At 67.5% G+C, this 21,982-nt stretch carries 20 protein-coding genes; 5 read left to right on the top strand and 15 right to left on the bottom strand.

Annotated elements, in window-relative coordinates:
• Positions 1–275 precede the first annotated feature (275 nt).
• The 11 genes from AX709_RS14315 to AX709_RS14265 form a co-directional block, all read right to left on the bottom strand.
• A complete protein-coding gene (locus AX709_RS14315) occupies positions 276–1,544 on the bottom strand; it encodes a DUF3422 family protein (RefSeq protein ID WP_066482743.1) in 1,269 nt (422 codons plus the stop codon).
• Positions 1,545–1,595: 51 nt separating this feature from the next.
• Positions 1,596–2,741, bottom strand: coding sequence for a photosynthetic reaction center cytochrome PufC (gene pufC / locus AX709_RS14310; RefSeq protein WP_231727538.1), 1,146 nt, complete (start codon positions 2,739–2,741; stop codon positions 1,596–1,598).
• A gap of 8 nt (positions 2,742–2,749) precedes the next feature.
• Positions 2,750–3,724, bottom strand: coding sequence for a photosynthetic reaction center subunit M (pufM, locus tag AX709_RS14305; protein ID WP_066482748.1), 975 nt, complete (start codon positions 3,722–3,724; stop codon positions 2,750–2,752).
• Positions 3,725–3,738: 14 nt separating this feature from the next.
• On the bottom strand, positions 3,739–4,563 hold the full coding sequence (gene pufL, locus AX709_RS14300) for a photosynthetic reaction center subunit L (protein WP_066482749.1): 825 nt from the start codon (positions 4,561–4,563) through the stop codon (positions 3,739–3,741).
• Between the two features lie 161 nt (positions 4,564–4,724).
• Entirely contained in the window at positions 4,725–4,904 is a 180-nt protein-coding gene (pufA, locus tag AX709_RS14295) for a light-harvesting antenna LH1, alpha subunit (RefSeq protein ID WP_066482750.1), read from the bottom strand.
• A gap of 16 nt (positions 4,905–4,920) precedes the next feature.
• Positions 4,921–5,154 carry a light-harvesting antenna LH1, beta subunit gene (gene pufB, locus AX709_RS14290; protein WP_066482752.1) on the bottom strand — a complete coding sequence of 78 codons (234 nt, stop codon included), beginning with the start codon at positions 5,152–5,154 and terminating at the stop codon, positions 4,921–4,923.
• Positions 5,155–5,290: 136 nt separating this feature from the next.
• The gene (gene bchZ, locus AX709_RS14285) at positions 5,291–6,736 is read right to left on the bottom strand and encodes a chlorophyllide a reductase subunit Z (protein ID WP_066482754.1); all 1,446 of its coding nucleotides are present in this window, start codon (positions 6,734–6,736) and stop codon (positions 5,291–5,293) included.
• Entirely contained in the window at positions 6,733–8,175 is a 1,443-nt protein-coding gene (bchY, locus tag AX709_RS14280; RefSeq protein WP_231727537.1) for a chlorophyllide a reductase subunit Y, read from the bottom strand. The genes bchZ and bchY overlap by 4 nt, the downstream gene beginning before the upstream one ends.
• Before the next feature lie 75 nt (positions 8,176–8,250).
• Positions 8,251–9,234, bottom strand: coding sequence for a chlorophyllide a reductase iron protein subunit X (locus AX709_RS14275; RefSeq protein ID WP_066550348.1), 984 nt, complete (start codon positions 9,232–9,234; stop codon positions 8,251–8,253).
• Complete coding sequence (gene bchC / locus AX709_RS14270) at positions 9,231–10,157, bottom strand: chlorophyll synthesis pathway protein BchC (RefSeq protein ID WP_066550345.1); 927 nt, start codon at positions 10,155–10,157, stop codon at positions 9,231–9,233. The genes AX709_RS14275 and bchC overlap by 4 nt, the downstream gene beginning before the upstream one ends.
• Before the next feature lie 99 nt (positions 10,158–10,256).
• The gene (locus AX709_RS14265) at positions 10,257–11,357 is read right to left on the bottom strand and encodes a methyltransferase (protein WP_066550342.1); all 1,101 of its coding nucleotides are present in this window, start codon (positions 11,355–11,357) and stop codon (positions 10,257–10,259) included.
• Positions 11,358–11,536: 179 nt separating this feature from the next.
• Here AX709_RS14265 and crtD point away from each other — a divergent pair, with 179 nt between their 5' ends.
• Both crtD and AX709_RS14255 read left to right on the top strand, forming a co-directional pair.
• Positions 11,537–13,099, top strand: coding sequence for a 1-hydroxycarotenoid 3,4-desaturase CrtD (crtD, locus tag AX709_RS14260; RefSeq protein WP_066550528.1), 1,563 nt, complete (start codon positions 11,537–11,539; stop codon positions 13,097–13,099).
• Positions 13,000–13,932: a hydratase gene (locus AX709_RS14255; RefSeq protein ID WP_231727536.1), complete on the top strand. Its 933-nt coding sequence runs from the start codon at positions 13,000–13,002 to the stop codon at positions 13,930–13,932. Before crtD ends, AX709_RS14255 begins: the two co-directional genes overlap by 100 nt.
• 227 nt (positions 13,933–14,159) lie before the next feature.
• On the opposite strand, the gene AX709_RS18700 is transcribed toward AX709_RS14255, so the two are convergent.
• The 4 genes from AX709_RS18700 to AX709_RS14240 are packed head-to-tail and all read right to left on the bottom strand — an operon-like array spanning position 14,160 to position 18,019.
• Positions 14,160–14,309 carry a hypothetical protein gene (locus AX709_RS18700; protein WP_156454282.1) on the bottom strand — a complete coding sequence of 50 codons (150 nt, stop codon included), beginning with the start codon at positions 14,307–14,309 and terminating at the stop codon, positions 14,160–14,162.
• 55 nt (positions 14,310–14,364) lie between these two features.
• A complete protein-coding gene (gene bchO, locus AX709_RS14250) occupies positions 14,365–15,252 on the bottom strand; it encodes an alpha/beta fold hydrolase BchO (RefSeq protein WP_066550339.1) in 888 nt (295 codons plus the stop codon).
• Entirely contained in the window at positions 15,249–17,099 is a 1,851-nt protein-coding gene (locus AX709_RS14245) for a magnesium chelatase subunit D (protein WP_066550337.1), read from the bottom strand. The genes bchO and AX709_RS14245 overlap by 4 nt, the downstream gene beginning before the upstream one ends.
• Positions 17,096–18,019 carry an ATP-binding protein gene (locus AX709_RS14240; RefSeq protein ID WP_231726074.1) on the bottom strand — a complete coding sequence of 308 codons (924 nt, stop codon included), beginning with the start codon at positions 18,017–18,019 and terminating at the stop codon, positions 17,096–17,098. The genes AX709_RS14245 and AX709_RS14240 overlap by 4 nt, the downstream gene beginning before the upstream one ends.
• A 109-nt stretch (positions 18,020–18,128) precedes the next feature.
• Here AX709_RS14240 and AX709_RS14235 point away from each other — a divergent pair, with 109 nt between their 5' ends.
• The 3 genes from AX709_RS14235 to AX709_RS14225 all read left to right on the top strand — a co-directional run bounded on the left by AX709_RS14235 (position 18,129) and on the right by AX709_RS14225 (position 21,976).
• Complete coding sequence (locus tag AX709_RS14235) at positions 18,129–18,614, top strand: TspO/MBR family protein (protein ID WP_231726075.1); 486 nt, start codon at positions 18,129–18,131, stop codon at positions 18,612–18,614.
• 502 nt (positions 18,615–19,116) lie between these two features.
• Complete coding sequence (locus AX709_RS14230) at positions 19,117–19,917, top strand: DUF2189 domain-containing protein (protein WP_082731797.1); 801 nt, start codon at positions 19,117–19,119, stop codon at positions 19,915–19,917.
• Positions 19,918–20,050: 133 nt separating this feature from the next.
• Positions 20,051–21,976 carry a M61 family metallopeptidase gene (locus AX709_RS14225; protein ID WP_066550335.1) on the top strand — a complete coding sequence of 642 codons (1,926 nt, stop codon included), beginning with the start codon at positions 20,051–20,053 and terminating at the stop codon, positions 21,974–21,976.
• Positions 21,977–21,982 lie beyond the last annotated feature (6 nt).

Genomic DNA, 21,982 nt, shown 5'->3' with positions numbered 1-21,982 from the left:
CCAGCCCCAACCACTATCGCCACAACTGCTAAAGCGGCTAGCGTCGTTGTGCTCAGGCCATCCCACATGGCACTAGACTAGCCCTGGCTCGCCGCGCTGACAATCCGCACTCGAACGCTTATGGGTTCACGACCTAGCGTATAAATGGATAGCGGCCCTGGCCTGCGCCGGGGCGACGAAGATGGCCTCCGCGCCCTCCGCGTCTCTGCGTGAAAACAACCTTTACTTCGCGCCTTCGCGCCTTCGCGTGATTCAAGACCCCGTCGAAACCGGCGTCACTCCGCCAGATGCGCCCGCAATCGACGCGCCGACCACCATACGAACAGCATGACGATCGGGACCAGCCCCGCCATCACTAGCGGCTTCGTCTTCTCGCCCGTCAGCGGATAGATGACATAGGCGAGCAGCGCGATCAGGTAATAGCTGATCGCCACCACCGACAGCCCCTCGACCGCCTGCTGCAGGCGCAGCTGCAACCGGGTGCGCTGGTCCATCGACGCGAGCAGGTCGCGATTCTGCTTGGCGAGCGCAATGTCGATGCGCGTGCGCAGCAGCGAGCTGGTCCACGCCGCGCGCTGCTGCAGATCCTCGAGCCGCCGCACGAAACTCTCGCACGTTCGCACCGCCGGCGTCAGCCGCCGCTCGGTGAAGTCCGCCAGCGTCTGGTAGCCGCGCACCGCCCCGACATGCAGGCTGCGCAGACGCTCCAGGCTCAGCTCCGCATAGGCGCGCGTCGCCGACATGCGATAGCGCGTCGACGCCACGATCCGCGCCAGCTCGGCCGACACGAAAGTCAGCTCGTCGAGCAGCCCGTCGTCGCTCGATGCGCGCTCCGACACTTCGTGGGTCAGCACCGACAGGCGCTGTTCGAGCGCCGATACCTCGGTCGTCAGCTTCTGCGCGATCGGCAGGCCGAGGAGCGCCATGTTGCGATAGTTGCCGAGTTCCTGGAGCCGCACCACCATCTGCGCGGCCTCGTCGCCCTCAAGCGACAGGTCGGCAACGAGCAGACGGCCATAGCCGTCAGGATGCAGCATGAAATCGGACATGATCCGCGCCTTGCCGTCGGCGACGGTGCATACGGTCAGCGCGCTCGGCTCGAACCACTGCGCCAGCATGTCCCGATCGGGTAGCGGCGTGTCCCTGGCGGCGATCGCGATCTGGGTCGCGCGGATGACCTGGCCCGGCATTTCCGCAATGATTGCTGCGGCCTCTTCGCCAAAGGCCGTGGTCTCGAACGGATGGTCGAATGCGCCTTCGCGCACCAGCGTGATGCTCGCGAACTCGGTATGCCCCTCCCACACCAGCGTTACGCCATCGCCGATCGGCAATACTTCATAACGCGACCCGTCGAGCACGCGATGGCCATGGCGCCGGGCGATCGCCGCGACATAGGCGCGGCTGGGGCGCGAGCTATGCTCGCCGAGCAGCGCGACGACCTGGACGAGCCGGCAGGGCGAGGTGAAGCGGGGCAGCCGCCGCACGTGCATCTCGGCCGAAAGGCTGGCGCGAAGCGGGTGACTGCGCGCGGTCAAATTGTCCATCGCGCCCCTCCGCTGCCCCCGACCGCCGGTCGGGGGGTTATCCTGCGTTCCTTATTCAGTCGCGGCAGGCGCCTCGGCCGGAGCCGCGTCAGCGGGTGCTTCCGCCACGGTCGAGTCAGTGGCCGGTTCCGTGGGTGACGCCGCCGGGGCGGCCTCCGCCATCGGCGTCGAGCCCGCCACATAGCCCTTGTAGCGTTCGAGCAGCGCCGGGGTGACGCGCAGCGTCGGCGCGCTCGGCAGCATGCTCACCCCGCCAAGCGGCTTGTTGACCCCCTGGTGACAGGTCAGGCAGTTGACCTTGAGCGAGTCGCCGTTCGGCCCCTTGCGATTGGCGGGCATGATCGGCGCCAGCGGATTGAGATGCTGGTTGTTGATCTCGCGCACCATGCGTATGCCGTACCAGGCGAGCGCGCGCTGCGGCCGGCTGTTGCTCCACGACTGGAACGAGTCGGTATTGTGGCAGAAGGTGCAGTTGACCCCCAGCGCGGTCGAGAGATGCATCATGATCGCATAGCTCGCCTCGGCCTGCTTGACCGATTTGCCCCCGGCCACCGGATAGATGCCGGTGTTGTTGACGCGCGAGTTCTGGTCGCCCTGGAGATACATCGAATAGGGGTCATAGGGCAGCGAGGCATAGCCTACCTGCGCCGCCGGCGTGTTCTGCCCCCGCTTGTTGCCACGGATGCCGCCCGACGGATTGTCGCCGCTCGCCCAGACATATGCCGGGATCGCGTTGCCGCGATGGCAGGTGTAACAGGTGACGCCGGTTTCCTTCACATGGCTTTGCCAGTTGGTGTTGATCGACCGCGTCATCACCAGCATCTGCCGTGCGACGTTCTTGGTATATTTCTCGTCCGACGCCAGATTCTCGGGGTTGTGACAGTAATTGCACCCCTGTTCGGGCGGCGCGACCCACTGGGTGATCTGCGCCATCAGGTGGTTGAAGCGTTCGGCCGACAAGTCGCCGAGCACCTGGACATTCTGATAGGTTTCGGCTGCCGACGGGCCCTCGTCCGCGGGCAGCGGATAGGGATCGTCGGGAATGACCGCCGCTGGCTTGACGTTGTTCACGTCCACCACCTGCGCCATGCCCGTGCCGCGATAGCCGGTCTGCGTGATCTTCTTCGGCCCCAGGTCGCAGGCCCCGAGCGCGAGGCTCAGGCCCGCGCCGGCCGCCAGGGTGGCATAAAGCCTCATGCTGCTGCTCATTGCGGTGCTCCAGGCAACGTGGCGGGATCAACCACGCCGGTCGGGGGATATTCGGCGGCATAGCCGCGCTCGATCGCCCACAGGTACCAGTTGTCGACGACGGTACCGGTCAACAGGATGCCCAGGCCTCCGGTCAGCGTGGTCAGCACGGCGAACCACCATGCCCAGCGGTGGATCGATTCCATCGTGGCGTTGAAGCCCATGGTCCAGCGCCAGAACAGCGCGCCGCGCTCGGCAGCGGTGCCGCGATCGATGATCTGCTCGATCTCGCGTTCGGCGCCGTACCGACCGGTCGCCAGGATCGTCGCGCCGTGCATCGCGAACAGCAGCGTCGAACCATAGAGGAAGGCGATCGAAAGCGCATGGAACGGGTTATAGAACAGGTTGCCGTACCGGATCGAGAACGCAGCCGTCCAGTCGAGGTGCGGAAAGATGCCGAACGGCACCGCTTCCGACCAGCTTCCCATCAGCAACGGCCGGATGAAGCCGAGCACGAGGAAGAGGAAGATCGCCGACAGGAAGGCCCAGGCGACGTGGGTGCCCATGCCGAGCGCGCGCGCCCGGATATAGGTGCGTGCCCACCACAACAGGACGCTTGATGTCAGGAAGAAACCGGCGATCAGCCACCAGCCGCCTTCGGCCAGCGGGACGAACGGGCTGACGCCATATTCGGGCCCGGGCGGCTCGAGCGCCAGCCAGAACAGCTGGCGGACGAACTGGATCGGATCCCAGTTGACCGACGCCCACATGTTGAGGCCGATGATCTCAAAGGCCAGGAAGCCGCAGATGAGCGAGGCGATGCCGAGCCGGCCGAGGTAGATCGGGCCGATCTGGGCGTTGCCGAACTTGCCCATCCAGTAATTGTAGCTGGGCATGCCGGTGCGGGTGAAGGTCGCGTCGGTCATCGGCGGGCCGAATTCCGGCGGCGCGCGCAGCTGAACTTGCGTGAAGAGGTTTTGGTAGCGTGCCATGATCGTTATCCCTCTCAAGCCCAGATCGGCAGGTTGAGCCACCAGGTCCACCATTCGGGCCAGCCACGGGTCCACAGCGGTCCTGAGATGATGATGCACACCGCGCTCCAGAAGCCCGCCGACAGCGCCAGGAACAGGCCGACGCGGTGGATGCCGAGCGTGCCGACCGAATAGCCGATCGTGTCGCGGAAGAACGCGTCCTCATATTCGGGCGATTTCACCTCACCGCCCTTGGGCACGTTGACCGCCGACAGGACGAGCGCGCCGTGCAGCGACAGCGCGAGCGTGGTGGTGAAGAAGAAGCTCACCGCCAGCATGTGCGCGGGGTTATAGTGGAAGTGCAGATACTGGTAGCCGGTGTTCGACACCCAGTCGAGGTGGCTGAAAATCCCGTAGGGAAAGCCGTGGCCCCATGCACCCATCAGCACGGGGCGGATCACCACCAGGCTGATATAGGCGAAGATCGCGACGCCAAAGGCGATCGGCACGTGATAGCCCATGCCGAGCTTGCGGCAGATTTCGACCTCGCGCAGCGCCCAGGAGACAAAGGCGCCGATCGCGCAGATCGTGATGACCTGCCAGAAGCCGCCCTCGCGCAGCGGCGCCAGCGCCAGGCCATAGCTGAGATCCGGCGGCGCGATCGAGATCAGCCAAGGGTTCCAGGTCGGACCCAGCGAGGCTGCGTAAAAGATCAGCAAGGTGCCCAGCAGCGAACAAATCGCGCCGGTGACGCCGAAAAAGCCGACATAAAAGGGTCCGACCCAGAAGTCGAACAAGTCACCGCCGATCAGGGTGCCTCCCCTGACCCGGTATTTTCGCTCGAAGCTCAGCAGTGCCATGACCCAATCCTCCGCGCTCGGGCCCCCCTGGGCCGGCGTCGATGTCGGTTGCAGTTTTCGTCGTCCAGGTGAGGCGAGGCTGGTCGCGCCAGCCCCGCCCGCCCTGTTTCGTCCCCGCGCCCGATGCTGTCCGGATGGCGCGGGGGCGTATTTCCCCGATGCTAGGGAGTGACCGCCGCCGGAGCTTCGGCAACGGCCGGCGTCGCCGGACCGCCGTCAAGCCAGTTGAACCGGTCCGTGCTGAGCAGGATGAAGTGAATCAGCAGGGCCAGCACGAACAGGAAGACCGCGAGCGCAACAAGCGTGCGCCGGGGGTCGAATATCAGCCACATTCTCCACATGATGTGGTCCTCCTTCTTATGCCAGGAAGGCGGTGATCGTGGCTTGCGCCACGGCAACGCCGTCAGAAATCATCGCGTAGCCGTTGGGGCCGGGAATCCACGGCCGCCAGCTCCACACCAGGAAGTGCGCGATGATGGCGATAACCGTGAAGCCGATGAAGCTGCTGATGAACAGCTTGTGGAACTCCTTGGCTTCTTCTGGGGTCAGGTAGGTTCCTGGCCCCATCCTTTCGTCTCTGTGGTCGCTCATGTCGTTCGTCTCCAAATATTCGGACGAGGAGGGGAGCCCGGAACGTGCTCCCAGTCATCACGGCGGATGCTGTCCCGCCGCGATTGGTGGACCGCCAGCACCCGGTCGGGCGCGGGGCGGAAAAGGCTGCGCGCGCTCATGCGACGCGGCTTTCGGTCAGCGCCTGTGACAGCAGCTGTTCGGTGACGACGGACTGGCCGGCGCGGCGCGCCGCGCGTTCGGCGGCGTCGCGGATGCGCTTGGCGGCGGAAATGCGGACCAGCACCGGCTCGCGCTCGACTGCCGCGTCCAGACCGGCCTTTGCCGCATCATCCCAGCCGATTTCGGCCAGGTTGCGCGCCGGCGTCGCATCGACCTGGTCAAGCTGGCCCGCGAGCGGCAGGATGTGGAACAGCGCATCGAACAGCGCATTGCACACTTCCTGGATCAGATAGGTCGCGCCCGCATAGCCCATGAAGGGCGTGCCGGTGTGGCGGCGGATCACCGCGCCCGGAAAGCTGGCCGGCACATAGACGCCGCGCCCGCCCGCCTCGGCCATGTACATTCGTTCGTTGAAGCTGCCGAACAGGACCAGCGGGGGGTTGGTTGCAATCGCCTGTTTGACCGACTGATTGTCGGTCTTGACGCCCGCCGTCCGCCCATAGGCGAAGGTGCAGGGCAGCCCCATGTCCTCCTCCAGGAACTTGCGAATGCCGCGGGCATAGGTTTCGGTCGCGACGATCCCGAAGCTCGCGGTGCCGAAGAAATCCTGGGTGACCGAGCGCCACAGGTCCCACAGCGGCTTGATCGTCGTGTGCTTCTCGCGCTCGATGAACGGCTCGGGATCAAGCCCGGTCAGCTCGCCCAGCTTGCGCAGGAACAGGGTCGTGGATTCAAGCCCGATCGGCGCCTGCAGATAGGGCCGCTCCAGCGTCTCGCAGAGGTTGCGGCCGAACTCGCGATACATGCAGACATTGACCTCGGCATCGCCGAGCTTGCGGATGTCGGCCAGGTGGCTGCCCAGCGGAAAGACCAGGTTGATCTCCGCCCCGATGCCCTCGACCAGCCGGCGGATCTCCGCCAGATCGCTCGGCATGTTGAAGGTGCCGTACATCGGCCCGATCAGGTTGACCTTGGGCTTTGCGCCGTCCTTGCGCGGGCGCAGGGCGGGCACCTTTTTGGGCCCGAACTGGGTCCACAGCCAGGTCAGCGCGCGATCGGCGGCTTGCCACTGGTCCTCGTCGATGGTGCGCGGCAGGAACCGGACGACGTTGGTCCCCTCCGGCGTGACCCCGCCGCCGATCATCTCGGCGATCGACCCGGTGACGACGACGGCGGGCAGATCGGGGTCCAGCGTCTTCCACGCCCGGCGCATTGCGCCTTCGGTGCCGTCGCGGCCCAGTTCCTGTTCGGACAGGCCGGTGACGACGATCGGCAACTCGTGCGGCGGCAGCGCGTCGGTATAGTGGAGCACCGAGGTGACGGGCAGGTTCTCGCAGCCCACCGGCCCGTCGATGATGACCTGAAGCCCCTTGATCGCGGTAAAGGCGTAAACCGCGCCCCAATAGCCGCCCGCACGGTCATGATCGATGATGTAGGTCATACGCCCACCGCCTCGACCGCCTTCGCGGCCGCGATCCGGCGGGCGGCGTATTTCGCCTTGAAATCCGAGTGATCCGCCGGGGTGGTTTCCCATACCCCCGCGGCATCGCCGGCGCCCACACCCTCGAAGAACGCAGTCATCCGGTCGAAGCGCGCTTGGTTGCCCAGCGCCGCATTGACCACGGTCGCCAGGCTGCCCGCACCCGCCGGACCCATCAGCGGCCGCGCCGAGATGAGGTTGGTGAAATAGAGCGAGGGGATCGAGCTTGACTTCGCGTGCTGCACCACCGGCGTCGTGCCGATCGCCAGGTCGGGGCGATGTTCCTCGACCGCCGCGATGTCCTGCTCCAGGCTGGCGCGATACTGGATGCGCACGCCCCGGGCTTCCAGCCACTCGCGATCGGGGTCCGACCAGCGGGTGCGCGGGCAGGCGGTGCCGACATAGGGCACGTCCGCGCCGCTTTCGATCAGCAGGCGCGCGACCAGCAGTTCCGAACCTTCATAGCCCGACACCGTGATCCGCCCCTTGATCGGACGCGCGGCGAGCGCGGCCTGGATCGCGGGCAGGAAGCGGTTCTTGGCCGCGTCGACCTTGTCCTGTGCAATGCCACAGGCTGCACCGATCGCGTCGAGCCAGGCGGCGGTGCCGTCGACGCCCACCGGCGCCGACCCGACGACGCTGCGTCCCGCCGCTTCGAACTCGCGCACGCTGGCGGTGTAGAAGGGATGGATCGCCGCCACCGCCGCGCAGTCGAGCGCGGCATAGAGCTCGCGCCATTCGCGGGTCGGGACGACCGGGCCGGCCGCAAGGCCCAGGGGTTCCAGCATCAAGCCGATACCCGGTGGGTCGGCGGGGAACATCTCACCCAGGAGAGTCACCGTCGGCCGGTCCGATCGTTCGCGGGGCGCGGCAACCGGGCCGGCCTCGGCCTCGGTCCGCGCATAATTCAGCATGGCGCCGGCCAGGACGTCCTTGGCCTCGGCATGGGTCGGCACGCCGAATCCCGGCACGTCGATGCCGATGATCCGCACACCGTTGATCTGGTCGGGCAACAGCTGCAGCGGCACGCCGCTCGCGGTCGGCACGCACAAATTGGTGACGACGATGGTGTCGTAGAGCGCCGGGTCGGCGAGGTTCTCGACGGCTTCCTTGATGTCCTCGAACAGCTTGCCGGTGACGAGCGTCTCCGAGCTGAACGGGACATAGCCGACGCTGCGTCGCGCGCCATAGAAATGGCTGGTGAAGGTCAGGCCGTAGACGCAGCAGGCCGAGCCGGAGAGCACGGTCGCGGTCCGCCGCATGCGCAGGCCGACGCGCAGACTGCCGAATGCCGGGCACATCGATTGCGGCTGATCATGCGGGCCCTGTGGATAATCCTGTGCATAACGGGTGAGCACGTCCGACTTGCCCGCCTGCACCGCCGCCGCGCAGCGTTTCACCGCTGGCACATCCCCCCTCGACCGCGATGCGATCCGGAGTGCGCGAGGCGTTGGATGCGGGGGCGGTCATGCCGGTCAAACCGCGTCGTACACGACTTCGAGGCTGGGCTTGGTGACGAACGGTTTGCCGCGCATGTCCGCCTGGGTGGCGGGGCGCAGCGTCACGTTGCCGCCGGTATCCTCGGGCTTGAACAGGCCGAGCAGCCCGTCCTGGTCCAGCGGCCGCGGCTGAACCGGGGGCGCTTCCGCGACGTTCTTGGCCAGATCGGCGAACAGCGAGCCCCATTCGCTGTCGGGGGTACCGATGATCTGGTAATTCGCCGATTTGCGGCGGATGTCCTCATTGGCGGGGATCGCGCAGAGCGTCGGGATGCCGATCGCCTGGGCAAAAGCCTGCGCCTCGCCGGTGCCGTCATCCTTGTTGATGATCATGCCGGCGACGCCGACATTGCCGCCCATCTTGCGGAAATACTCGACCGCCTTGCAGACATTGTTGGCGACGTAGAGCGACTGCAGGTCGTTCGACGCGACGACGATCACCTTCTGGCACATGTCCCGCGCGATCGGCAGGCCGAAGCCGCCGCACACCACGTCGCCCAAGAAGTCGAGCAGGACATAGTCGAAGCCCCATTCGTGGAAGCCCAGCTTTTCCAGCGTCTCGAACCCGTGGATGATTCCGCGTCCGCCGCAGCCGCGACCGACCTCCGGGCCGCCCAATTCCATCGCGAACACGCCGTCACGCTGGAAACAGACATCCTCGATGCCGATTTCCTCGCCCGCCAGCTTCTTCGCCGAAGAGGTTTCGATGATCGTCGGGGTCGACTTTCCGCCGAACAAAAGGCTGGTCGTATCGCTCTTCGGATCACAGCCGATCAGCAGCACGCGCTTGCCTTGCTGCGCCATCATGTAGGAGAGATTGGCCAGCGCGAAGGACTTGCCCGACCCGCCCTTGCCATAGATCGCAATGATCTGGGTTTCCTTGGTCACCGGACCGCTGGGAACGGGATCGGGCTCGTGCGACGCTTCCTCGCGCAGCTGGCCCGGATCGAGCATGCTCATTGGGTTCTCCAGTCGAGCACCATCTTGCGGCACTCAGGGTCGGTAAAGGCTGCGGGATAGGCCTGGTCGGCCTGCGTCGCGGGGCGGATGTGGCTGATCAGTCCATCGAGCTCGAGCAGCCCGCAATCGATCAAGCGGGTCACCGCGGCGATGTCGGCGGGCGTGAATTCGGCGGAGATGCGCAGCCGCGCCTCGCGCATGAAGGCGGGCGGAAAGGCGAAGCTCAGGCGATCGTAGAAGCCGGCAAGGACGATCTCGCCCCCCTTGGCCAGCCGCCCGATCAGGCCGTCGAGCCCGGCGCCGTCACCGCTGGCATCGATGATCGCGCGATAGTCGCGGCGCGCGTCGGCATCGGGGTGGATGACGTCATAATCCAGCGCGTCGCGCCGGTCGGCGCGGGTTTCCCACACGGTCGGCTTGTCGGCACCACAGGCGATCGCGATCCGCGCGGTCAGCGCGCCGAGCACGCCGTGCCCGACGATCAGCTCGGGCGTGCTGCCCGCCGCGATGGCATGATAGGCGGTCGCCGCGAGCGCGATCAGCACGCCATCGCTGCCCAGCGATTCGGCGACGGGCATCGCCCGCGCAGAAGGCAGGATGACGGTGGAGGCACTGCCGCCGAAAAGGCCGCGGGCCCGGCTGTAACAGGTCGCACCCGGCACGAAGACCCATTCGCCGATCCGCGCGCGCACATCAGCCCCGGCGTCGACGACGCGGCCGACCGATTCATATCCCGGGACCAGCGGATAGCCCATCCCAGGAAAGGTCGGCATCCGACCGGTCCACAACAGCTTCTCGGTGCCCGAGCTGACGCCGCTATAGGCGATTTCGACCCGGACGTCGCCGCAGCCCATCGGGTCGAGGTCAAGGGGGCGTACTGACAGGCGCTCCGGCGCCTCCAATATCACTGCAAGCGCTTTCATGGCGCTCTCCCCAATTATAGGAACCCCCAGTGGGTTTCCCGATAAGTGTCAGTCTAGCTGGACAGTAGTGATTGTCAATCTGACTTTACGCTTGGATCGTTACCGCGAAGCAATGATCATAGAAGCTGTGACCGGCATTGCGGTTTGAATGCGCCGTATTTGCGTGAAACCACTTGCGGCCAGCATCGCCTTGATTTCGCGTGCCGGGCGTGGACGGCCGGATCCCATGGCCAGGAGATACCAGCCGAAATAGGCGTCCCCCATGGCGCGGGCCGATGGCGTATCGGCCATCGGTTCGGCGATGACCACCCGTCCCCCGGCGGGCAGTGCTGCATGAACATTGCGCAGCAATTGCTGTGCAGGTTCATCGTCGTGATCGTGCAGGATGCGGACCAGCGTGATGCAGTCGGCACCTTGCGGCAGGGGATCGGCAAGGAAGCTGCCGCGATGGAGTCGCACCCGGTCCGCCACACCTGCCGACGCCAGCCGCGCCGCCGCGCGGTCGACGACCGACGGCAGGTCGAACAGCGCGAGTTCCGGCCCGTCGACTCGCGCCGCCAGCCGGGCCAGGAACGCGCCCTCGCCGCCCCCCACATCCATCACCCGCCGATGGCGGCCGAATCGATAGGCGTCGATCACCTGATCGGCGACCATAGGTTGCGACGCCGCCATCAGCGCGGAATATTCGGCGACCTCCTGTGCGCTGCCGGTGCCCGTGGCGCGCGCATAACGCCAATATTCCGACAATTCGCCCGCGCCGCCGCGTCGCAGCAGTGCCAGCGGATCAGCCAGGTCGGCATAAAGATGGTGATGGTGGCGCACCATCTCCGCGATCCCGGCATTGCCGCGCAGCGCCGCGCCCGCCTGGCCCAGCGTCCAGCGTCCGTCATTCAGGCGCTCGGTCAGGCCGATCGCCGCCGCGGCCTTCAACAGTCGCTCGGCGCCTTCGGTCGACAGGTCGGCCTGCCCGGCGAGCGACTCGACGTCGCGGGGCGCTTCGGCCAGCCGGTCGAGCCAGCCGGTTTCAATGACCGCCGCCAGCGTCTGCGAATAGGTGAAGCCGGCGACCAGGTCGAACAGCGCGCGCGCCTTGGCCCGCGCAACGGGGCGGGTGATCGGAAACCGCGCCGCGAACCGCTGAAATCCCGGGCTTGCCAGCATGGCGTTGCGCCACATGATCCAGCGCGTCCGCCACGCCATCGCCGCCCCCCCTTACCCGCCGGATCCCGCACGCCGATCAAGGACGGACGCGTGGAATGGACAAACCATATGTCCAACGGTTTTGACACATGTTAGCATCGGGTCAATCGCGATCGCATCGCCGGGCGGCTGTCGGCCGCACCTGCGATGCCGCACAGGAGGGACGCGACCGGCACGACATGGCGGATCGGGTGATCATCATTGGCGCAGGCATGGGCGGGCTGGTCGCGGCCGCGCTCTGTGCCGCGCGGGGGGATCATGTCACCGTGGTCGAGACGCAGGCGGGACCGGGCGGCAAGCTGCGCGCGATCGATGTGGCGGGCGACGCCGTCGATGCCGGTCCGACCGTATTCACCTTGCGCGACACCTTTGCCGCGATCTTCGCCGAATGCGGGGCGTCGATCGACGATTACCTGACCGTACGCCCCGCCGCACTGCTCGCCCGGCACGGCTGGGGCGCGGACGCGCGGCTCGACCTGTTCGCGGATCCGGCCGCCAGCGAAGCGGCGATCGGCGATTTCGCGGGAGCCGGCGAAGCGCGCGGCTATCGCGCCTTTCGGGCCGAGGCCCAGCGCATCTTCGACGCGCTCGAACCGAGCTTCCTTCACGCACCGAAGACCGATCCATTGACGCTGACCTGGCGAATCGCGCGCCATCGCCCGGCCAGCGCGTTCAACCTCAGGCCCTATGAATCGATGTGGAAGGCGCTGGGCGGCTATTTCCGCGATTCACGCCTGCGCCAGTTGTTCGGGCGTTACGCCACCTATTGCGGCTCGTCGCCCTTTGCCTGTCCCGCCACCCTGATGCTGATCGCGCATGTCGAGGCCCGCGGCGTGTGGCTCATCGACGGTGGCATGCACGCGCTTGCCCGCGCCCTCGAATCGCTGGGCCGGTCGCTCGGCGTCACCTATCGCTACGACAGCCCGGTGGCGGCGATCACCGTCGCGCACGGCCGCGCGAGCGGCGTCGGCCTGGCGTCGGGCGAGCATCTCGCCGCGCGCGCCGTCATCTGCAACGCCGATCCCGCCGCGATCGCAGCCGGACGGTTCGGCCCCGCCGCCGCCGGCGCGGTCGCCGCGGTGCCTCCCGCGGCGCGATCGCTGGGCGCATTCGTCTGGCTGGCGCGCGCCACGGCAACCGGATTCCCGCTGGTTCGCCACAATGTCCTGTTTTCCAACGACTATCCGGCCGAATTTACCGCACTGGGCCACAACCGGCTGGCGGGCGACCCCACCGTCTATGTCTGCGCACAGGATCGCGACGACATCGGTGCCTGCGCCCGGGACGGCGCGGCCGAACGCTTTCAGATCATCGTCAATGCCCCGCCGCGCGGCGACCGGGGCGGCTTTTCCCCGTCGGAGATCGACCAATGCACGAACGCGATGCGCAATCGGATGTCGCAAGCCGGGCTTTCGCTCGATTTGCAGCCGGAAGCTACCCGGCTTTTGACCCCGACCGAGTTCGAGCAACTGTGCCCGTCGACGGGTGGAGCCCTTTATGGACGGGCCTCGCACGGCTGGGCGGCGTCCTTCCGGCGCCAGGGGAGCCGGACCAGGATCCCTGGGCTCTATTGCGCGGGCGGCAGCACGCACCCGGGCGCGGGCCTGCCGATGGCCGCCCTGTCCGCCAGCCTTGCCGTCGATTGCTGGCGCAAGGACCGCGCTTCGACGTCGCGGTCGATGCCCAGGGCTATGCCTGGTGGTACATCGACGCGAACAGTGACGACGGGCAGTACGGGCTGACGATTATCGCCTTTGTCGGCAGCGTCTTCTCCCCTTACTACAAGCTCACCGGGCGCGGCCGGCCCGACAATCACTGCGCGATCAACATCGCGATGAACGGCCCGCGCGCGGGGGCCTGGGCGATGACGGAGCGCGGGGTCGGGCGGGTCGACCGCAGTGCCGACCATTTTCAGGTCGGGCCCAGTGCGATGCGGTGGGACGGCGACTGCCTGACCATCGACATCGACGAATGGTCGGCGCCCCTGCCCTATCGCGTTCGCGGACGCATCCGGCTGTGGCCCGAGATGATCGCGACCACCGCCTTTGCGCTCGATCCCGACGCGCGGCATCGCTGGCACCCGGTCAGCCCGCGCGCGCGCGTCGAGGTGACCATGGACCGTCCCGGCGTCAGCTGGTCCGGCCCCGGCTATTTCGACAGCAATTTCGGCGATGAGCCGCTGGAGGCGGGGTTTCGCGACTGGCACTGGTCGCGCGCGCACCTGAAGCGCGACGTCGCGGTCATCTATGAAGGCGTGCGCCGCGACGGTCGGCCCTTCGACCTGGCGCTGCTGTGCGACGGACAGGGCCGATGGCGCGATGTCGAAGCGCCGCCGAGCCAGCGCCTGCCGCGCACAGGCTGGCTGGTCGACCGGCGCACGCGCAGCGACGGCGGCGACGGCGCCCGCGTGCGGCGCACCTGGATCGACGCGCCATTCTACGCGCGCTCGGGCCTGCACACCCGGCTGTTCGGAGAGGACGCATTCGCGGTGCATGAGAGCCTGTCGCTCACCCGCTTCGCCAACCCGGTCATCCAGACCATGCTGCCTTACCGGATGCCGCGCGCGTTATTCTGACGCCGGTGGTCATAAGCTGGCCGTCACCCCGGACTTGATCCGGAGTCCCGCTATTTCCTGCGGCAGGTCAAGCAGCGAGACCCCGGATCAAGTCCGGGGTGACGGTTGAAACTTGTGACAAGTTTGGCTCGTCAAGCCCCTCCCCTTCAGGGGAGGGGTTGGGGTGGGGCCTGTCCGGCACGCACTCCGCTTCAGGCGTAGGGACAATCCGCCAACCGAAGATCAACTCAGGCGTCGCCCTCCGGCGTGGGCGGCTTCGCCTTCCGCTTGTCCCTGGCGATCTCGCGATTGACCGACCAATATTGCCAGCCGAGAAACGCAAGCACGACGCCGCCGGTGAAGATCAGCTCGATCAGGCCGTAGAGGTTTGAATGCATAGGCCGGCTCCTATTCCCCTTGTTCCGTTCGTTTCGAGCGCAGTCGAGCAACGGGTCATTCTGTGGCTGACATAGTTACGTCCGCCAGCGCGACGCGGATGCGTTCGACCACCCGCGCCGGTGCTTCCTCATGCGCCAGATGGCCCAGCCCGTCGAGCAGCTCGGTGCGCGTGCCGGGCACCATCGCCGCCACCTCGGCCATCGTGCGCGCCGGGATCGCGGCATCGCGATCGCCGTGGAGCAGGTTCAGCGGCACCGAAAGGGCGGGCAGCCGTGCCGCGAACGCTTCCAGGTCCCATTCGGCCATCATCGCGATCGCTGCGCCGCAATGGCCGGGGTCGCTGAACAGCCGCGTGTACAGCGCAACACCCTCCGCATCGATCGTCGATCCCGTGCTGCGCAGCAAGAACCGCGCAACCTCACCCGGCCCCTGCGCGATCCGCGAGAAGATATAGGGCGCGAAGGGGTTGGCGAAGAGCAGCTTGGCCAGCGTCGGAAAGATGCGCGCGGCGAGCCCCGGAAAGGGCAGCAGCGCGGCGTTCAGCCCGATCACCGCGCGCGGGGCGACCCATCCGTCAATCGCCAGCCGCACCCCGATCGCCGCGCCCGCCGAATGGCCGATGACCGCCACAGGCTGAACCTGCAACGCGGTGAGCAGGTCGGCGACCGCGCGCGCCATCGCCGGCATTGCAAGCCCACCCGCCGGCCGCCCGGTCGTGAAGCCGTGGCCGGGCAGGTCCATCGCAATGACGGTGAAGTGCTCCGCCAGCAGCGGCATCACCCCGCGCCAGCTGTGCGTGGCCGCGCCTGTGCCGTGGAGCAACAGGACGACCGGGCCCTCGCCCATCGTCTGGACGTGCCAGCGCAGCCGCCCGAGGTTCACGAAACGGCTGGCGTCGCGGTGGGGCCAGTCGCGGCCGTCGCGATCGAAGCGCAGCGTCATGCCTGCACCGCCTTGACCGCGCGGTGCATCTCTCGCGCATCGGCACGCGGCAGCGCCAGATAGCGCGCACGCATGGCAGCCGCGAGCAGCGCCCCCTCCGGCCGGGGCCGTGGCGAGATGTCGACGAACGCGCCCGCCACGCCCGCCTCGGCAATCATCCGCGCCGCCGCCTGCGCCTCTGCCTGCGCGCGCGTACGGTCGCCCAGACCGGCCAGCGTCACGTTAGCGCGGCCGTCGGTCAGCACGACGACGAATGGCGTGCGCCCGCGCGCCTTCGCCGCTTGCGCCAGTTCGAGCGCGGCGTGCAGCCCGGCCGCGATCGGCGTGCCGCCCCCGCCGGGCAGCTCGCCCAGCGCCCGGCGCGCGCGCGCCAGCGACCGGGTCGGCGGCAGCAGCAGCTCCGCCCCCTCGCCCCGGAACGCGACCAGCGCGACCTGCGCCCGCTTCACATAGGCTTCGCCCAGCATCAGCTCGACCGCGCCCTTGGCCTCGGCCAGCCGGGCGAGCGCCGCCGATCCCGACGCATCGACCGCAAAGATCGTCGTCGCTTCCGCGCGCGTTTCGAACCGGCGGATGCGCAGGTCGTCCTTGCGGATACGCACGCGCGCATCGTCGCGCCCACGCAGCCGCTGCCACGGCGCCGCCGCGCGGATCGTATCGATCAGGCTGAGACGCAACCCATGACGCGGGATGCCCGCGCGCGTGCCGACCGGCCGTCCGCGCGTCGGGGAGCGCCGCCGCTCGCCCGCGCCGCCCGCGCCCGCCTTGCCGCGCGCCTGGTTCCCCTCGGCAATCGCCGCCAGCATGTCGGGGGGCAGCTGGGCCAGCACCGCGTCGAGCACGACATCGTCGAGCTTTTGCGGCTGCTGCGCATCCTGGCTCTCGTCGGCGGGGCGATCGGAAGACTCTGGCGGCGGCGAGGGCGCATCGGGTTCGGCCGGTTCCGCTTCGGGCGTGTCCGGCAGCCGCGTCGCGCGCGGCACCAGCACCAGCCGCACGGCGAGCGCGACGTCATCGTCGCTCACCACAGCTCGACCGTCCAGCCGCGCCAGCGCGCGCGCTGCCCTGAGGGCGAAGATCGGCGCACGGATCGAGGCGACACCCAGCGCCGCGGCGATGCCGGCCAATGCCTCGACCTGCGCGTCGCCTATCGCGACCGCGCCGACCCACCATACAACTGAGCGGCCTGCAGCGCGGCCAATTTCGCTGAGCCCCGCCCCTTCAGGGGAGGGGTTGGGGTGGGGGCTGTCCATCTGGCGCAGCGCTTGTGGCGCGCGTCCGCCCCCTTCCCCTCCCCTGCAGGGGAAGGGTGAATGACTGCGAACGCCAACGACGTCGAAGGCAAACGCCAGCCGCTCGGTCAGCGCGGGCGCGACGCGCTCATCGCCCTGCCCCTCGTCCAGCGCAATCGTGACGAAGCGCGCGGGCGTGCGCGACGCCATGCCGTCGCGCTCCAGCACGACGTCGCCGGTATCGATGACCACCGCGATCTGGCTGACCACATTGTCCGCGGCACGTTCGGCCATCGGCAGCACGACCACACCGCCCGCCGCCTCCGCCAGCAACCCGCGCTGCGCCACCGGCCGGCCGAACGCCAGCGTGCTGCCCAGGTCCAGCCCGCCGATCAGCCGGTCGAGATCGACATTGCCCGGCACCCGGCGCACCGGCGCATCCGCGCCCAGCCCGGCGCGCACCGCCGCGACGATGCCCTCCGCCAGTTCATGCGACGCCCCGCGCAGCACCATGCCCCCCAGCATCGGATCGACCGCGCACAATCGCGCGGCGAGCAGCGCATCGGCAATGGGATCAATCTCCGCCACGGGCGACACGTCGCCCGCCGGGGTCATGCCGCCGCCAGTTCGCCGAGCGCGCGTTCGATGCGCACCGTCGACCCGGTGTCGTCCAGCGGATTGCGGCGCAGCCGGTGCCGGAGCGCCATCGGCGCGACTCGATCGAGGTGGCTCTCGCGCACTTCATCCGCGCCCTCGATCGCCGCAAACGCCCGCGCCGCGCGCATCAGCGTCAGTTCGCCGCGCAGGCCATCGACGCCGACCGCGCCACAGATCATCGCCGCGCGCGCCAGGATCGCGTCGGGCATCGTCACCGCGCCCAGCCGCTCGCGCCCCTTGGCGATGCGGCGCAGCGTCTTGCGCTCCGCCTTGTCCCAGGCGGCGGTGAAGCCGGCGGGATCGCGCTCGAACGCATCGCAGCGCTTCAAAATCTCGACCCGGTCGGGAATGGCGGTGGGCGTGCGCACCTCGACCGCCAGGCCGAAGCGGTCGAGCAATTGCGGGCGCAGCTCGCCTTCCTCAGGATTGCCGCTGCCGATCAGCACGAAGCGCGCCGGGTGGCGCACGCTCAACCCCTCGCGCTCGACCAGATTCTCGCCCGATGCCGCGACGTCGAGCAGCAGGTCGACGATATGGTCCTCAAGCAGGTTGATTTCGTCGATATAGAGGAACCCGCCGTGCGCGCGGGCGAGCAGCCCCGGCTCGAACGCCTTGACCCCCTCGCCCAGCGCGCGCTCCAGGTCGAGCGCGCCGACGACGCGGTCCTCGGTCGCGCCCAGCGGCAGGTCGATAAACGGCACCGGCACCTTGCCCTTTTTCGGGCTGCCGTCCTGAAACCCCGCGTCGCTCGCCGGAATCGGCGGCAGCAACGCGGCCAGCGCGCGCACCGCGGTCGACTTGCCCGTGCCGCGGTCGCCAAACACCATCACGCCCCCTATCTTGGGGTCGACCGCGCTCATCAGCAGGGCGAACTTCATCTCGTCCTGCCCGACGATCGCGGAAAAAGGGAAAGGCTGGCGCACCCATGCTGTGTAACATGCGTTGGACAGTCGGCAAGATGCCGGGTGTCAATCAGGGCAGACAAACATGAACGGCTTTGAATTGTCGCCACCGTGGGTCGCGGGCGGCATCGCGCTGCTGCTCGGCCTGGCGGGCGGCGGGACGACGATCATCGGCCCGTGGTACAAGAATTTGCGCAAGCCCGAATGGAAGCCGCCCGACTGGCTGTTCGGCCCCGCCTGGACGATCATCCTCGCCTGCGCCGCCACCGCAGCCGTCGTCGCATGGAACGCCGCGCCCGACGCGGCCGCGCGCCGCGACGTGCTGATCCTGTTCGGCGTCAACGGCGCCTTCTTCCTCGCCTGGAGCCCGCTGTTCTTCATGGCGCGGCGGCCCGACTGGGCGCTGATCGAGGTGGTCGGGCTATGGGTCTCGGTCGCGGTGCTCGCGGTCGGCCTGGCCCGTATCACCCCGCTCGCCGGGCTGCTGGTGCTGCCCTATCTGATATGGGTGACGTTCGCGGGCGTGCTCAACCGGGCAATCGTGAGGTTGAATGCGCCGTTTGGGGGGTAGACTAACGCGACCTGCACGAATGGCGCACTTCGTGTAGAAGCCCGCTCCTAACCTCCACAGAAGTCGGGCTTTCCTTCGCCGATGTAGTCGCAGCCGCGTTTGATCTCGTTTCGGATCATGGCACAAGAGTTCTGAGCGTTGCAGGGCGGTCGCGTGGCAGGCGAAACCTGAATGCATTGTTCGACGAGCGTTGCCGCCCTAGTCGCCCCCAAATCCGCAGAGCATTGGCGTGTCGCGGGAGACTGCTTCCTGAGCGATGTCTCCGACTCATCGGCGCAGGCACTAAGTGCCACCGAAATTGCATAAACGAGCCAGATGCGGCGACCCATTTGGTAAACATCGCAGTCGCGGCAAACGAACGCAATGGGTTGCTGCCAGTCAATTCTATCCCCCGACACCCCCCCAATCTTTGCCCCCCGCCCGCAAGGGTGTATGCTCCGTACCTCAAAGCAAAAGGATACCCGCCGACCGTTTCATTCGAACCGACAAAGGACCGCTCCAGATGGCTTCGATGCTCGATTCTGCACAACCCGTCCCGGCTCCCGCCGCCGTCACCCCGGAAATCCGGCGGATCGGCATGGCCGACGTCAACTGGGCGCTGTCGGAAGGGTGGAAGGACTTCACCGCCAAGCGCGGCGATCTCATTTTCCTGGGGCTGCTGTATCCGTTCGTCTGTCTGCTCGCCGGGGCGATCGCGCTCAACGATTCATTGCTGCCGCTGTTCTTCCCCGCCGTCGCGGGGCTGTCGATCGCAGGACCCGCGGTCGCGGCGGGCTTTTACGAGCTTGCCCGACGGCGCGAGGCCGGGCTCGAGTCGAGCTGGTGGCATTTCTTCGATCCGCTGAACGGTCGCAGCCGCACGCCGCTGGCGATGCTCAGCCTGGGCCTGGCGGTGCTGTTCGGCGCGTGGCTGATGGCGGCCTATCTCATCTATGCCGCGACCTTGGGCCAGACCGGCGCGATGCAGATCGGCGACATTTTCGGGCGGCTGTTCACGACGCCGGAGGGCTGGGCGATGATCGTGATCGGCCATCTGGTCGGCGCAGCCTTTGCCGCCGTGACGCTCGTGTTCGCCTTCATCTCCTTTCCGATGGTCGTCGACCGCTCGGTCGAGGCGCCCGACGCGGTACGCACGTCGCTCGCCGCCGCACGCCGCAACCCGGGGGAGACGCTGGGCTGGGGCCTGCGTGTCGGCGTGCTGCTCGTGCTCGGCACGATCCCGTTCGCGATCGGGCTGGCGGTGGTGCTGCCGTGGCTCGGTTACGCGACCTGGCACCTCTACACCCGCGTCATCGTGCGCTGAAGACGCGCACCCTGGCCCTGGCGAGACCGGGGCCGGGGCCGGCGATTTTCCCCGACGGTCTTTACGTGGCGCGGCGGGGCGGCTTATCTGCGCGACCAGCCGCCTTTCCCGTTCCTTTCACGAAAGACAGTCGATGCTCCGATCGGTCGCGTTCTCCGCCCTGATGCTTGCCGCCGCCCCCCTCGCCCTGATCACAGATGCGGCGGCGCAGAACCGGTCCCAGCCCCAGCCGCTGCCGATCACCAGCACCATCCCGGCCGCGCGCGACATTCCCTATCCCGGCACGATCAAGCTCGAAGTCGACGCGACGCGGATCAACCAGGCGATCTATCGCGTAAAGGAGACGATTCCCGTCGCCGCCGCCGGGCCGATGGCGCTGCTGATGCCGCAATGGTTGCCCGGCAAGCATGCGCCGCGCGGCGAAATCGAGAAACTGGCGGGACTGACCATCACCGCCAATGGCCAGCGGCTGGCGTGGCGGCGCGACCCGCTCGACGTCTATGCCTTTCATATCGACGTGCCCGCCGGCGTGCGCGAGGTCATCGTCACGTTCGAATTCCTGTCGGCAACCCAGCCCAACCAGGGACGCGTCGTCGTCACCCCCGACATGCTCAACCTGCAATGGGAAGCCGTCAGCCTCTATCCCGCCGGCTATTTCACCCGCCAGATCCCGGTCGAGGCGACGGTGACCTATCCGGACGGGTGGACCGCCGCGTCCGGCCTGCCCGCGACACGCGAGGGCGCGGTCTATCGCTATGAGAAGACCGATTACGAAACGCTGGTCGATTCGCCGGTGTTCGCCGGGCGCTATTTCCGCGAGTGGAAATTGTCCGACCGCGTCGACCTGAACGTTGTTGCCGACACGCCCGAGGAGCTCGCGGCGACCGAAGACCAGATCGCCAAGCACCGCGCGCTGGTGACCCAGGCCGTCGCGTTGTTCGGCGCGCAGCATTATGACCGCTACGAATTCCTGCTGGCGATCACCAACAAGATGGGCTCGATCGGGCTCGAGCATCACCGCAGCTCCGAAAACGGCGTCGATCCCGGCTATTTCACCGAATGGGACAAGGGGCCGGGCGAGCGCAACCTGCTGCCGCACGAAATGGTGCACAGCTGGAACGGCAAGTATCGCCGCGGTGCCGACCTGTTCACCCCCGATTTCAAGACGCCGATGCAGGACAGCCTGCTCTGGGTCTATGAAGGGCAGACGCAGTTCTGGGGCTATGTGCTCGGCGCGCGGTCGGGCCTGTTCACCAAGCAGCAGACGCTGGACGCCTATGCGGCGATCGCGGCCTCGCTCGACACGCGCAAGGGCCGCGAATGGCGCCCGCTGGTCGATACCACCAACGATCCGATCATCTCTGCACGCCGGCCCAAGGGCTGGGTGAGCTATCAGCGTTCGGAGGATTACTACAATGAGGGCCTGCTGATCTGGCTCGAGGTGGATTCGATCCTGCGCCGCGAGTCGCGCGGCAAAAAGTCGATGGACGATTTCGCGAGGGCGTTTTTCGGGGTCAATGACGGCGACTGGGGCGTGCTGACCTACACGTTCGACGACGTCGTCGCGACGCTGAATGCAATCCAGCCCTATGACTGGCGCACGCTGCTCGACACGCGCGTCAATCGGCCCAGCGATCGCGCGCCGCTCGCCGGACTGACCGACAACGGCTACAAGCTGGTCTATGGCGACGAGCCGAGCGCGTTCCTCAAGGATCGCGAAACCCGGGGGAAGGCGAACGACTTCACCTATTCGATCGGCGTCGTGCTCAACAAGGAAGGCGTGATTTCATCCGTCGATTGGGGCGGACCGGCGTATAAGCAGGGGCTGACCACGGGTGCGACGCTGGTCGCGGTCAATGGACAGACCTATACTCCCGAGCGTTTGAAGAAGGCCATCACCGCCGCCAAGGGAACGACGACGCCGATTCGGCTGATGGTCAAGGAGGGCGAAGCCTATCGTGACGTGGTCGTCGACTATCACGAAGGGCTGCGTTATCCGCGCCTCGAAAAAATCGCTTCGGGAGAGGCGGGCCTGGATCGGCTGTTGACAGCAAAATAAGGAAGA

The sequence above is a fragment of the Sphingomonas sp. CCH15-F11 genome (genome assembly GCF_001557005.1).
GTDB lineage: Bacteria > Pseudomonadota > Alphaproteobacteria > Sphingomonadales > Sphingomonadaceae > Sphingomonas.
The sequence above is the reverse complement of the archived record's forward strand: the minus strand, read 5'-3'. Positions and strand labels throughout refer to the sequence as shown.

Excerpts from the sequence above, each read along its gene's own strand:
- AX709_RS18700 (WP_156454282.1), bottom strand. The coding sequence starts at position 14,309 with ATGCATTCAAACCTCTACGGCCTGATCGAGCTGATCTTCACCGGCGGC.
- AX709_RS14275 (WP_066550348.1), bottom strand. The coding sequence starts at position 9,234 with ATGAGCATGCTCGATCCGGGCCAGCTGCGCGAGGAAGCGTCGCACGAG.
- AX709_RS14230 (WP_082731797.1), top strand. The coding sequence starts at position 19,117 with ATGGCTTCGATGCTCGATTCTGCACAACCCGTCCCGGCTCCCGCCGCC.
- AX709_RS14235 (WP_231726075.1), top strand. The coding sequence starts at position 18,129 with ATGAACGGCTTTGAATTGTCGCCACCGTGGGTCGCGGGCGGCATCGCG.
- pufM (WP_066482748.1), bottom strand. The coding sequence starts at position 3,724 with ATGGCACGCTACCAAAACCTCTTCACGCAAGTTCAGCTGCGCGCGCCG.
- bchO (WP_066550339.1), bottom strand. The coding sequence starts at position 15,252 with ATGACGCTGCGCTTCGATCGCGACGGCCGCGACTGGCCCCACCGCGAC.
- AX709_RS14265 (WP_066550342.1), bottom strand. The coding sequence starts at position 11,357 with ATGGCGTGGCGGACGCGCTGGATCATGTGGCGCAACGCCATGCTGGCA.
- bchZ (WP_066482754.1), bottom strand. The coding sequence starts at position 6,736 with ATGACCTACATCATCGATCATGACCGTGCGGGCGGCTATTGGGGCGCG.
- AX709_RS14225 (WP_066550335.1), top strand. The coding sequence starts at position 20,051 with ATGCTCCGATCGGTCGCGTTCTCCGCCCTGATGCTTGCCGCCGCCCCC.
- AX709_RS14240 (WP_231726074.1), bottom strand. The coding sequence starts at position 18,019 with ATGAAGTTCGCCCTGCTGATGAGCGCGGTCGACCCCAAGATAGGGGGC.
- AX709_RS14315 (WP_066482743.1), bottom strand. The coding sequence starts at position 1,544 with ATGGACAATTTGACCGCGCGCAGTCACCCGCTTCGCGCCAGCCTTTCG.
- pufB (WP_066482752.1), bottom strand. The coding sequence starts at position 5,154 with ATGAGCGACCACAGAGACGAAAGGATGGGGCCAGGAACCTACCTGACC.
- crtD (WP_066550528.1), top strand. The coding sequence starts at position 11,537 with ATGGCGGATCGGGTGATCATCATTGGCGCAGGCATGGGCGGGCTGGTC.
- bchC (WP_066550345.1), bottom strand. The coding sequence starts at position 10,157 with ATGAAAGCGCTTGCAGTGATATTGGAGGCGCCGGAGCGCCTGTCAGTA.
- pufC (WP_231727538.1), bottom strand. The coding sequence starts at position 2,741 with ATGAGGCTTTATGCCACCCTGGCGGCCGGCGCGGGCCTGAGCCTCGCG.
- AX709_RS14245 (WP_066550337.1), bottom strand. The coding sequence starts at position 17,099 with ATGACCCCGGCGGGCGACGTGTCGCCCGTGGCGGAGATTGATCCCATT.
- pufL (WP_066482749.1), bottom strand. The coding sequence starts at position 4,563 with ATGGCACTGCTGAGCTTCGAGCGAAAATACCGGGTCAGGGGAGGCACC.
- pufA (WP_066482750.1), bottom strand. The coding sequence starts at position 4,904 with ATGTGGAGAATGTGGCTGATATTCGACCCCCGGCGCACGCTTGTTGCG.